This is a genomic window from Azospirillum sp. UENF 112521 (genome assembly GCF_058780665.1).
This window is the reverse complement of the sequence record NZ_JBSNCI010000005.1, coordinates 734358-747138: the sequence shown is the minus strand read 5'-3', so window position 1 is coordinate 747138 and position 12781 is coordinate 734358. Positions and strand designations below refer to the sequence as shown.

7 protein-coding genes are annotated in these 12781 nt (G+C 67.8%); 3 read left to right on the top strand and 4 right to left on the bottom strand.

What is annotated here, in order from left to right; translation table 11 throughout:
* The first annotated feature begins 99 nt into the window (after nt 1-99).
* Nucleotides 100-5259 (top strand): ABC transporter transmembrane domain-containing protein, encoded by a 5160-nt coding sequence (locus ACWPN8_RS28180; RefSeq protein WP_492243146.1) that lies wholly within the window; start codon nt 100-102, stop codon nt 5257-5259.
* Complete coding sequence (locus tag ACWPN8_RS28175; RefSeq protein WP_492243145.1) at nt 5234-5602, top strand: beta-barrel domain-containing protein; 369 nt, start codon at nt 5234-5236, stop codon at nt 5600-5602. Before ACWPN8_RS28180 ends, ACWPN8_RS28175 begins: the two co-directional genes overlap by 26 nt.
* 129 nt (nt 5603-5731) lie before the next feature.
* On the opposite strand, the gene ACWPN8_RS28170 is transcribed toward ACWPN8_RS28175, so the two are convergent.
* Nucleotides 5732-5947, bottom strand: coding sequence for a hypothetical protein (locus ACWPN8_RS28170; RefSeq protein WP_492243144.1), 216 nt, complete (start codon nt 5945-5947; stop codon nt 5732-5734).
* A gap of 320 nt (nt 5948-6267) precedes the next feature.
* Between ACWPN8_RS28170 and ACWPN8_RS28165 the strand changes: the two genes are divergently transcribed.
* The gene (locus tag ACWPN8_RS28165) at nt 6268-7815 is read left to right on the top strand and encodes a hypothetical protein (protein ID WP_492243143.1); all 1548 of its coding nucleotides are present in this window, start codon (nt 6268-6270) and stop codon (nt 7813-7815) included.
* Between the two features lie 17 nt (nt 7816-7832).
* Here ACWPN8_RS28165 and ACWPN8_RS28160 read toward each other — a convergent pair whose 3' ends face one another.
* From ACWPN8_RS28160 to ACWPN8_RS28150, 3 genes are all read right to left on the bottom strand, one after another.
* Nucleotides 7833-8513, bottom strand: coding sequence for a LuxR C-terminal-related transcriptional regulator (locus ACWPN8_RS28160; protein WP_492243142.1), 681 nt, complete (start codon nt 8511-8513; stop codon nt 7833-7835).
* 228 nt (nt 8514-8741) lie between these two features.
* Nucleotides 8742-10232 (bottom strand): PAS domain-containing sensor histidine kinase, encoded by a 1491-nt coding sequence (locus tag ACWPN8_RS28155; protein WP_492243141.1) that lies wholly within the window; start codon nt 10230-10232, stop codon nt 8742-8744.
* A gap of 238 nt (nt 10233-10470) precedes the next feature.
* On the bottom strand, nt 10471-12738 hold the full coding sequence (locus ACWPN8_RS28150) for a CheR family methyltransferase (protein WP_492243140.1): 2268 nt from the start codon (nt 12736-12738) through the stop codon (nt 10471-10473).
* Nucleotides 12739-12781 lie beyond the last annotated feature (43 nt).

Sequence of the window (12781 nt, the reverse complement as noted above, 5' to 3'; positions counted from 1 at the left end):
CACTCGGTTGCCTTTTGTTGCTATTCGCGGATTTACCTATCACTAGCAAATATGGTGTTGATTAGCGCTCGGTTAACTCCGTGAAACAGGTCGATCCGCTTGCAGCCCGCCCCTCAGCCCACTTCCCGCACCACATCCTCCGCCGACTCGGCCAAGGCCTCGACCGGCCGGGACCGCGGCGACAGCAACCGTGCGGCCGAGAAGGCTGCGCGGCGCCTGCTGTCCGGCATGCTGGGCCCGCGCCGCGACCGGGGGATGCTGATCCTCGCATCCTTCGCGCTGAACATCTTCGGACTGGCCCTGCCGGTCACGCTGCTGCACGTCTACGACCGCATCCTGCCGAACGAATCCGACGGCACCATGCTTCTGCTCGGCATCGGCTGCGGGGCGGCGGCGGTGATGGAGGCGATCCTGCGGGTCGCGCGTTCGGCGCTGACCACCTGGATGGGGGCGAGGATCGAGCACCAGTCGAGCGCGTCGCTGATCGACCGGCTGATGCACATGCCGCTGAACGCCTTTTCCCAGCAGGGAATCGGCACCCATTTCGAGGTCTACCGCGCCATCAAGCTGGTGCGGGAATTCTATTCGGGCCAGGCGCTGCAATCGGCCATCGACATCCCCTTCGCCGCCCTCTACCTGGGCCTGATCGCCCTGCTGGCCGGCTGGCTGGCGGCGATCCCGGTGGCGGTGCTGGGGCTTTTCCTGATCGTCGGCGCCGTGCTGGGCCGGCGGATGCGCCGGGCGCTGGAGAGCCGCCACACGCTGGAGGAGCGGCGCCTGAATTTCATCAGCGAGGTGCTGGGCGGCGTCCACACGGTGAAGGGGCTGGGGGCCGAGGCCGGCCTGCTGCGCCGCCACGAGCGCCTGCAACAGGGCTGCAGCGAGGAGGACTTCACCGTCGCGCGGCTCAGCGGCACCGCCTCCGTCGTCGCCGGCACGCTGGCGCAGGCGACGATGATGCTGGTGGTTCTGCTGGGCAGCGTGTCGGTGATCGACGGGGCGATGACCACCGGCGTGCTGACCGCCTGCTCGATGCTGGCCGGGCGCTGCGTCCAGCCGGTGCAGGCGCTGTTCGACCGCTGGGTGCGCTACCAGTCGGTGTCGCTGGCCCTGCGCCGCATCGGCCATGTCCTGCTGGAGGTCGGATCCAACGGCGCCGCGGCGCCGGTCGCCAGGGATGGAAACCCCGAGTCGGACGGTGCGGTCGCCACGCCGCTGGCCCCCGGCTCCATCGAGATGGACAAGGTCGTCTTCGCCTATGACCGCGGGCCGGAGATCCTGAGCGGCCTGTCGCTCAGCGTCGGGCCGGGCGAGCTGCTGGGCGTGGTGGCGACCAACAGTTCGGGCAAGACGACGCTTCTGCGCCTGATCCTGGGCGTGCTGCGGCCGCGGTCCGGCGAGGTCCGGGTCGGCGTGCGCACCCTGACCGGGGCCGACGCCATGATCGGCATCGGCGGCGTCGTCTATGTCGGCGAGCATCCGGAGCTGTTCAAAGGCACCATCCTGCAGAACCTGACGCTGTTCGACCCCAGCCGGGCCGATCTGGCGATGGAGGTCTGCCGGCGCCTTGGCCTCGACCGCCGCATCGCCAGCCTGCCGCAGGGCTACGAGACCATCGTCGGCGACGCCTCGCAGGAGGCGCTGCCGCGCGGTGCCCGCCAGATGATCTGCCTTGCCCGCGCGCTGGTCCGCGAACCGGCCGTCCTGCTGCTGGACGAGCCGAACTCGTCGCTCGACGTCGAGTCCGACAAGGCGTTCCGCCGTGCGCTGGACGAGTTGCGCGGCAGCGTCACCATCCTGCTGGTCAGCAGCCGCCCGTCGCTGCTGTCGCTGGCCGACCGGGTGGTGCAGATCGTCGACGGCCTTGCGGTGGCCCGCAACCCGGCCGCCGATGCCGTCGGGGGACAGCCGGCCCTGGTGGCCGCCGTCTCCAGCGCCGTGGAACCGGAGGCCGAATCCGGCACCGATGCGCAGCCGATCCGTGCCGCCCATGATGATGGCGACATCCTGCGCCGCCGTCTGGCCGAGGCGTCGGCCGTCGGCGCCTGCATGGTGCCGCTGCTCGACGCGCTCGGCTGGCGCGGCGCGCCGCAGACGCTGGCGGAAGCCCTGCCCCACTTCTCCGAGGTGCAGACGGTGGAGGAGCTGTGCGACGTGTTCCAGCGCCTGCATTTCGAGGGGCGCAGCCTGCGCTTCGACCTCGGCCGGCCGGAGCCGTCGCTGCTGCCCTGCCTGTTCCGCGCCCGCGACGGCGGCATCTACACGCTGCTGTCGGCCGATGCCGACGGCGTCACCGCCTTCAGCGGCCAGTCGCGCGAAACGGTCACGCTGAACTACGGCAAGGGCACGGCTTACGTCTTCACGCCGCTGGAGTCCGCCTCCGGCGCCGGGAGCCAGAACTGGGTCGGCTCGGTCATCCACGCCTATTTCCCGCTGCTGTGGGCGGTGCTGGGGCTGAGTGCCGTCATCAACCTGCTGTCCGTCGCCGCCCCGCTCTTCACCATGGCGATCTACGACAAGGTGATCGGCACCGGGTCGTTCGACACGCTGGTCACCATCGCCGTCGGCGCCTTCCTGGTCATCGCCGGCGACTTCGCCCTGCGCCAGATCCGTGGCCGGGCGCTGGCCCATGCCGGATCGCGCATCGCCCGCACCGTCAGCAACGCCACCATCGACCGCATCCTGATGCTGCCGGTGGGCATGAGCGAGCGGGCGGCCATCGGCACGCAGATCGCGCGGGTGAAGGACCTGGAGTCGATCCGCGACTTCATCAGCCAGGGGCAGGTGGCGGCGCTGTTCGACGTGCCCTTCGCCCTGTTCTATCTGATGGTGATGGCGGTGCTGGGCGGGCCGCTGGCCCTCGTCCCGCTGGCCGCCGTGCTGGTCACCGCCGCAATCGGCGCCGCCGTCCACCCGATGGTGCGAGCCCGCACCGGCATCACCGCGCGGGCCGACACCGAGCGGCAGGAATTCTTCGTCGAGATGGTCGCCAAGATGCCGGCCCTGCGCGCCATCGGCGGGCTGGCCCACTGGCGCGACCGCTATGACCGGCTGTCCGCCCGCACCGCCCGGTCGGGCCACACCGCCGCCAACCTGTCGGCGACCCATGCGGCGCTGGCCGGGCTGGTGGTGCCGGTGGCAGGATTGGCCACCGTCGGCGTCGGCGCCCTCCAGGTCTTCGCCGGCACGATGACGCCGGGCGCGCTGATGGCGTCGATGATGCTGCTGTGGCGGGTGATGGTGCCGTTGCAGACCGCCGTCTCCATGCTGCCGCGCATCGAGCAGCTGCGCGCCAACGCCCGCCAGATCAACGGCCTGATGAGCATCCGGCCGGAGCGCGAGCCGCGCTGCGCCACCTTGCAGCCGCGCCGGCTGAAGGGCGAGGTCTCCTTCTCCCGCGTGTCGCTGCGCTACCGCAACGATGCCGATCCGGCGCTGGTCGGCGTGACCTTCACCGTCAAGCCGGGGCAGATCGTCGCCATCGTCGGGCCGGACGGCGCCGGCAAGTCGTCGCTGCTGAAGGTGATGCTGGGGCTCTATGCGCCGCAGGCCGGCAATGTGCGGGTCGACGGCGTCGACATCCGCCAGATGGACCCGGTCGACCTGCGCAAGTCCATCGGCTATGTGCCGCAAGCCAGCTCGCTGTTCTACGGCACCATCGCGCAGAACCTCCGCTTCGCCGACCAGACCGCCGACGAGGCCGAACTGCGCTGGGCGCTGTCGCTGGCCGGCGCGCTGGACGAGGTGGAGGCGCTGCCGCGCGGGCTGGATACCCGCATCGGCGACAACCAGTCGCTGCGCCTGTCGCCCAGCCTGACCCAGAAGATTCTGTCTGGCCCGCGCCTATATCCGCCGTCCGCGCATCCTGCTGCTGGACGAGCCGGCGAGCCGGCTGGACTTCGAGGGCGACAAGGCGCTGCACGCGGCGCTCGCCGCCCTGCGCAGCCACAGCACCATCTTCCTGGTCACCCACCGGCCGAGCCACCTGACGCTGGCCGACACGGTGCTGACCATGGATGCCGGCATGATCGGCCCCGCCGCCCCGGCCGGCGGCCTGCCCGGCCCCCGTCCGGTCGGCCCCGGAACAGGTCCCAATGGCGGCCCGGGCGGCGGCCCGGGCGGCGGCAACAGCGTCGCCAACGGCATCGCCGGGGCGCTGCTGGGTGGGATCGGGCTGCAACGCCCGCCCGGCGTCGCCGCTACGCCACAACGCTGATCTGGCGCCGATCGGGCACCGACGCCTTTCGCTCTTTCCTCCAGTCCCGTGTGAACCGCAAGATGGCCGCTTCAGACCTCGCCCGCCCCACCGGCAAATCGCTCAGCGCCGACGATGCGACGCTGTCGCTGGTCCGCGCCACCATCCTCGTGCTGGTCCTGCTGATGGCGGCCCTGCTGACCTGGGCCACGCTGATGCCGGTCAAGGAGGCCGTCGTCACCGCCGGGCAGGTGGTGCCGTCCGGCAATGCCCAGGTCGTCCAGCATCTGGAGGGCGGCATCGTGTCGTCCATCCTGGTCAAGGAAGGCGATCTGGTGGAGGCCGGCCAGCCGCTGCTCGCCTTCGACCCCAAGCAGGTCCAGGCGGAGCGGGAGCAGATGAATGCCCGGCTGCTGACGCTGGAACTGCGGGCGGAGCGGCTGCGCGCCTTCGCCGCCGGGCGGGCCGCCGATTTCGCCCGCGTCGCCGGTCCCGACACGCCGCAGACGGAGTCGCAGGTCGCCGACCAGAAGCTGATCTACGACACCCAGCGCCAGGCCCGCGACACCGCCATCGCCGTCCTGCGCGCCCAGGTGTCGCAGCGCGAGGCGGAACTGGCGCTGTATGAGGGGCAGTTGGCCAGCATCAAGGACCAGATCACCTTCATCACCGGATCGGTCGACATCCGCAACAAGCTGGAATCGATGGGCCTGTCGTCGAAGCTGCAATCGCTGGAAACCCAGCGCGAGCAGTCGCGCCTGATGGGTGAGCAGCGGCGGATCGAGGGGCAGATCATCGCCACCGGCCAAGCGATCACCGAGGCCGGCAACCGCATCCTCGACCAGTCGGCCAAGCTGTCGCAGGACGCCGTGACCGAGATGGGAACCGTCACCGCCGAGATCGCCCAGCTGCGCGAGGCCCGCGCCAAGCTCGACGACCGTGCCCAGCGCCTGACCGTGCTGTCGCCGGTGCGCGGGCTGGTGCAGGATTCTGCGGGTCAACACCATCGGCGCGGTGGTGCCGGAAGGTGGCGTGCTGATGCAGGTCGTCCCGGTCGACCATGAAATGACGGTGGAGGCGCATGTCACCCCGCGCGACGTCGGCCATCTCCAGGTCGGGCAGGAGGCGACGGTCAAGGTGCTGACCTACGACTTCGCCCGCTATGGCGCCATCACCGGCACACTGCTGCGCATCTCGGCCTCCACCTTCCTGGACGAGCAGCACCGCCCCTACTACAAGGCGGTCGTGGCGCTCAGCCGCAACCATGTCGGCCGCAACGACGTCCAGCACCCGGTTCTTCCCGGCATGACCACCCAGGTGGAGCTGCCCACCGGCGAGCGGTCGCTGCTGGAATATCTGCTGAAGCCGATCTACTTCGCCCTGTCCGACAGCTTCAACGAGCGGTGAGGGCAGTGGCCATCCCCTCTTCCCGCCGGGGAGAGGGGAGGACGGCCACCCTCTGCAAACGCTCCACAAACGCAAAAAGGCCGCCGGTCCTGAGTGGACGGGCGGCCGGCGTGTGGACGGCGGAAGCGGTCAGTAGGCGCCGAGCGACCGGGCGACGGCGGTGAATTCCTCGGCGAGCCAGCCTTCCTGCCGGATCAGGTGTGCCATCAGCCGCTTCAGCGCCGCCTCGTAGGCCTCGGCCCGCTCGTCGGCCGGCAGGCCGGCCGCGGCGAGACGGGCGACGAAATCGTCTGCCGCCTGCTCGGGTCCGATCTTCTCTGCCTTGCGGGAGTCGGCCTGGGTCATGACTTTGAACAACCTGGGAGCGGTGTCGGCGATCTGTTGCGGAACCATGTGAGCGCCTTGATGCGTGAGGCGATGCCTGACCCCATAATGGGTGTACGGGACACATGTGTGAAGGGACGATTTAGCGCTTAAATGAAATAAATTTTGGATGCATTTGATGCATCTCGTTTCAATTGTGTCGGCCCGTCGGCCAAAAGTTGCGGAGGTGCTGCAAGAAACGGCTCCGACACAGCTCGACAGAATATGTCACGACATACCAGTAGCAATCATTCGTGCCAGTACCTAAAATTGCCGTGATTCAGCAGCGCCCGTGAACGCCAATGGCCGGCCGCCCCAACCGCAGCGCCTCCCTTCTGACCGCTCCGCTCCGCGCGGTCGAACCCGATCCGGCTTCCGTCAGCCTGGACAAGGTGAAGGCGATTCTGGCTCCGCTGGACCGGGCGCAGAAATCCAAGCTGTTCGAGCTGGTGCAGGCCGGGCATCTGGAAGACGATCAGATGACGGTGGAGGTCGGCCGGCTGATCGTCGCCATGCTGAACGGCCCGCGCACCGAACATGCGCGCCGCATCTGGACCGGCTGGTTCGATCCGGTGATGCTGCGCACCGACCAGCTGATGCTGGCGGAAAGCCGGCCGCCCGGCTGCATGCATGTGGTCGACGCCAGTGCCTGGTGGTTCGCCCTGCTGCCGCATCTGCGCGAACTGGCCGGACGGGTGCAGTCCGACATCGCCGCCCGTGCCAGCGAACATCCGCTGGACAGGGTCCTCGCCTCCACCGCCGCAGCGGACTGGGCGGAGGAGCTTCGCGTCCGCTCGCTGGCCGTCCTGCGCCAGCGCGGCGTGGCCGGGCCGCTGCTGGCGACCGCCAACGCCGAACGGCTGACGCTGCTGCGCAAGCGCGGGCTGGCCGGCGTGGCGCCGCTGTCGATGGGCGATCTGGCGATGCTGGACTCCATGCTGGAACATGCGCCGCTGTGGAAGGGGATGGTCCGTCCGCGCGACACCATCGGCATCCTGCACGCCGTGTCGGAGATGGCGGAGCACGGCTCGGCCGACGGCGCGATGCACTATGCGCTCTCCCTGATCAACGGGTCGCGCGATCCCGATCAGGCGCTGGCCCTCCATGGCATGTCCCCCAGCCCGGCATTGGTGGAGGCGGCGGTCGGGCATGTGCAGTTCGCCTGGCAATGCCTGCGCCAGAAGCTGGAGGATCTGCATCTCAGCCGCCCTGCCCCGCCGCAGCTGACGGCGGGCGAGACGGTGGACCGCCTGCAGGAACGTGCCTTCCGCTGGTACGACGCGTTGCAGGGCTTCGGCGTCGAGCGCGGCGGACGCAACTGGGCGGCGGTCTCGGCCGCCGTCGGCCGGGTGACCGGGCTGGTCGAGGGCGAGGTGGTGCCGGTGCTGAGCCACCGGCTGCTGACCCTGAACGCCAGCACCTCCGCCCGGCCGCTGATCGACCCGGTGCGTTTCATCAACGGCTTCAACCACCGGCTGCGCCGCCGCGGCATCGCCGCCTCGACCAACCCCTGGCTGACGGCAATCGGGGAGCATCTGGCCGCCCTGTTCCGGCAGATCGGCGCCTATGGCCGGGAGGACGCGCTGTCGGCCATGGCCGATCTGTGCGAACTGGCGGAGGAGGCCGGCTACCCCATCGAGGTGACGGCCATCGACAAGACCCTGCTGGGCATCGCCGAGCGGGCCCTGCGCGATGGCCGTGAGCTGAACGCCGGGGAAAGCAGGCTGATCGAGCGCGTCGTGACCGTCGCGACCGAGGAGCGCCGCCGCTGCCGCTGGTGGGTGTCGGGCGAACTCGTCAGCCTGCTGGACGCCGCCCAGCAACGCGGCATCGGCCCGACGCCGCAATAGCCCCCACCCTTTACCGATCAGGACGACAGCTTGATCCCCGACTTCATGGTCGCCAGCGCCAGTTGGGTGCGGTTGCGAACGCCCAGCCGCTGCATCACGGTGCGCAGATGGACCTTGATGGTGCCCTCCAGCACACCCAGCGCACGGGCGATCTCCTTGTTCGACTGGCCTTCCAGAAGCAGGCGAAGCACCTCGCGCTGACGGTCGGTCAGGCTGTTGACGGCATCGCCTTCGGTGCGGACCGGCGTCGCGGAGGCCGGCAGCGGAATGCGGATCGGCGTGCCGCCGCGCACGGCCGGCGGCGCCGGGGCGAAGATGCCGCCTTCCAGCACAATGGGCAGCGCCTGGTCGAGCACCGTGCCGTCGCATCCCTTGTGGACGAAGCCGCGGGCACCGGCGCGGATGCAGGAGGCGATGACGTTGCCGTCGGTCACCCCCGAAACCACGATCACCGGCACATCGCCGGCCGCCTCCAGCATCTCGGCCAAACCGCTGTGCTCGTCAGCGTCGCCCATCTGAAGATCGTAGAGGATGGCGGTGAGACCCGGTTCGGAGTGCGCCTTGCGCGTGGCATCGGCCAGCGATCCCGCCTCGACGATCGCGACGTCCTCATAGCGCTGCTGCAAGGCCAGCGACAGGCCGTAGCGGACCAGGGCATGGTCGTCGACGATCAGGAACTTGAGGGGAGCGCCGGACAAGCCCCGGCGGTCGGACGCCTGATCCAACTTTGCTGAGTCATGAGCGTGCTGCACGTGATGATCCACGTTTGTTCCCCTTTACTCGTGCAAAAGTGCCACTTGGCCATAGAGACGCAGGGCCATGATGCGACTTTGGACCGATTTGGCCTTGGGATGAACCGTTCCATCGGCACGTAGACGGCGCATGGGGATAACCGTCCTCCAAACCGAAGGTGGCAAGCCACACCATCAACGGCGGCGCTTGCGCCTTTTACGTTCGGCCAGCGGAACCGTCACCGAGAAGACCGATCCACGGTTCGGCCAGGAGCGCAACTGAACCTGATGACCGAGCCGGCCGGCGAGCCGCGAGACGATCGCCAGCCCCAGCCCGACGCCGTGTTTCTGATCATGGCTCGGATTGTCGAGCTGCCGGAACTCCTCGAATATGGCCTGCTGGCTGTGCTCGGGGATGCCGGGGCCGGTGTCCCACACCTCGATGCGCAGGCAATCGCCGCAGCGGCGGCAGCCCAGCAGGATTTTGCCGGACACGGTGTATTTCAGCGCGTTGGCGACGAGGTTCCGCAGGATGCGCTCCAGCAGCTGGGGGTCGCTGACCACCATCGCGGTGCTGGGAACGGCGCGGAAGCGTAGGCCGCGCATTTCGGCCTGCGGCATGAATTCGCCATGGATGATTTCTAGCATCAGGGCGACCGGCAATGTCTCGACCACCGGCTCTATCGCTCCGGCGTCCAGCCTCGCAGTGTCCAGCATGCCGTCCAGCAGGGTGCGGATCGACAGGTGTGCCGCCAGAAGCCCGCCCATGATCGGCCGCTCCGCCTCGCCCAGGCGGTTGCGCAGGACATCGAGGAACAGCCCCATCGACATCACCGGCTGGCGCAGGTCGTGGCTGGCCGATGCCAGGAGCTGCAGCTTGTCGGCATCGGCGGCCTGGAGGCGACGGAGTTCCTCGTTGACCTGGGCAAGCTGGATGTTGGAGTCCTCCATCTGCTCCAGCGTGGCGCGAAGTTCCTCGTCCATCGCTCGCAGCTCTTCCAGCGAGGCGTTCAGTTCGGAATCCGAGCGCTCGAAATCCCTGCCGCGGCGGTCCAGCGCAGTCTCGCGGATGGCCAACCTTTCCTGGATCGCATCCAGCTGAGACAGGGACTCGCGGTAGCGCTCCGTCACGATCGCCATTTCACGATGCTGACGGTCGATCAACTCATCGGCGTCGCTTTGACGCCGCTCCAGATCCTCGATCAGCGTCTGCGCCTGCTCCAGCTCGGCCGACAGGCGCATCAGCGCGTCGGGAGTGCGGTCTTCCTTCAGGGCCTGGGCCACGCAGATGAAATGCTCGGTTTCGCCGCGCACCCCAACCAGTGGCGTGATGACGAGGCTGCACAGATAGTCGCTGCCGTCCTTGCGGCGGTTGACAAGGGAAACGCGGGCCGCACCGTTTTGCCGCAGGTCACGCCGGATGGTCGCGGACACGGCGGGATCGGTGCGGCGGCATTGCAGGAAGCGTGGGGAACGGCCGATGGCCTCGTCCGCCCGATAGCCGGTCAGGGTGGTGAAGGCCCGGTTGACATAGAGGACGATCGGTCCCGGCGCATCGAGATTGCAGTCGGTAACGATGACGGCATGGTCCATGTGGTCCCAAAGGGGCTGCACGATCAGCGGCCTAGCCTTCACGCCAGTGGTCGCGACCCGCTCCGCTCCCTTGTATCCGTGCGCATCCGACATCCTGTGCAGCCCCTGCCAGCGCCACCAATGAGCAACTTTGCATCGAGTCGTTCAGACAAACCAGCCGTAGGTTCATTATCTAAACTGTCACAGTCAGCCGCAGTTCCACCCTATTCCTTTAGGCCAGTTGATATGAGCCGGATCGAGTACAGGCGGGGTGGCCAGCATCGGCCACCCTGATCACAACCGGACCTTTCGCGACCTCCACGCGCCGCCATCGTATAAATCGGCCTGACGATCAATTGCTGGCCGCCTCCACGCGGCTGTCATCGAGGCCGATCCGCTGCCGTTCGGTCACGTCATGGGCCAGGGCGACGAGGATCGGCGGCTGTTCCTCACCGAAATACTGCATGCAAAGCTCAACCGGGCGGACCGATTGGTCGGGACGCTCGATGGTGGTTTCAAGGACGATCTCCGCCTTTTCCCCGGACAGCAGCGGCCCGACCAGCCGGCTGAAGGCGGCCGCGTCGATGTCCGGCATCAGGTCGTGCAGCGCGATCTGGCGCAGCGCATCCAGCGAATAGCCCAGCTTTTCCTCCGCTCCCTTGTTGACCAGCTGAAAATTGAAATTGGCGGCGTCGAGGAAATAGACCTCGTTCAGGGACTGGCCGATGATGCGCCCCAGATACTCGACGAAGGCGTCGGACCGCGCCCGTTCCGTCACGTCCTCGATGATCAGCACGGCCCCACGGGCTGCCCGGTTGTCGTAGAGCAGAGGCGACAGACGGATGCGGCAGGCGATGCGCCGGCCGCGGCGGTCCATCGCCTCCATCTCCACCGGCTCCGCCGGAGCCTGCGTCGTCAGGATGTCGTGCAGGGGGCGGCGCAGCCGCTGAACCGGCAGGCCGATGTCCAGATCCAGGAACAGCTCTCCGGCCACCTCCTCGTTGCGCAGGCCCCAGACATTCTCGCTCCAGCGGTTCCAGGACTGGACGGTGAGGTTGTCGTCCAGAACGATGATGCCGACGTCGATGCTGCGCAGGATCGATTCGGAATAGCGGCGATACTCGCCCGCCTCCTCGCTCTGCCGGCGCATCTCCTCGTTGGCGACCTCCAGCTCTTCGTTGGTGGAGCGCAGCTCCTCGTTCATCGTCTCCAGTTCCTCGTTGGTGGACTGGAGTTCCTCGTTGGTCGTTTCCAGCTCTTCGTTGGTGGACTGGAGTTCCTCATTGGTCGTCTCCAGCTCCTCGTTGGAGGATTGGAGTTCCTCGATGGTCGTCTCCAGGCTTTCCTGTGCCGCCTCGATCTCCTGCTGCAACAGGAAGATGCGGCTGGTGTCGAAGAAGCTGAGCAGAGTGGCGAAGGCCTTGCCGTCGCGGCTGTGGAGCGGCGCCACCTCGATGGTCAGGCGGACCGGCTCGGCCTCCGGCCGGGTGAAGGGCTGGTGTTCGATGCGGACCATGCGGCCGGAGGTTCGCACCTCCTCGATCCGGCTGCGCAGCTCGGTCGGACGGTAGGAGATGGTCAGGTCGTGGAACGGGCGGCCGATGTCGGTTTCCTCGACGTCGAACAGGCGGCGGGCATGGGTGTTGGCGAAGACCAGCACCCCTTCGGCGTTCACCGCCAGATAGCCGGTGGAGCTGCTGTCGACGATGCTCTCCAGCAGCCGCATCTGCTGGTTGACGCGGGGGCCGCCGGCGTCGTTGGCCAGCGACAGGCTTCCGCCGGCACTCCGCCGCCATTCCTGCGGCACCTTGGCGAAGATGCGGCTCTTCAGGTCGACCGGCTCGAACATGCGCGACCGGGCCAGCTGGGTTTCGGCCTTGCCCAGGAACAGGAAGCCGTCATTGACCAGGGCGTAATGCAGCCGCGGCAGGACGACGCCCTGGGTGTCGGCCTCCAGATAGATCAGCAGGTTGCGGCAGATCAGCAGGTCGATGCGGGAGATCGGCGCGTCGCTGACCACATTGTGGCGGCCGAAGATCACGCATTTGCGCAGGTCGCGCTGGAACACGTAATGATTGCCGATGCGCTCGAAATAGCGTTCCAGCAGCGGCTCCGGCACCGATTCCACGTCGCGCGGCGCATAGGTGGCGTGGCGCGCGGTGTTCAGCGCCGCATCGTCCAGATCGGTGGCGTAGATCTTGACGCGGCGGCAGAAGTCCACAGTCCCCAGCACCTCCGCGAACATCATCGCCAGCGAATAGGGCTCCTCGCCCGAGGCACAGCCGACGCTCCAGATGCGGATCGCCCCCTTGTCGCCCTTGCGCTCCAGGATGCGGGGAACGACCTCCCGCCGCAGAACCTCCCACGACTCGGTGTCGCGGAAGAAGGAGGTGACGTTGATGAGGACGGTGTTCAGAAGATCGACGAATTCCTGCGGGTGGACTTCCAGAAAGGCGTGGTAGGCAGCGAAGCTGTCGCAGCCGACCTCCTCCATCCGCCGGCGGATGCGCCGCTCCAGGCTCGTGCGTTTGTAACCGCGGAAATCGATGCCGCGGCTTTCCTGGATGTGACGGATCAGATTGTTGAAATCGCTGTCGGGATCGTCGGTCTTCTTGGTCATCAGTCTGCGTCATGACGGTGTCGGGACAAGCATAATCGCCTGC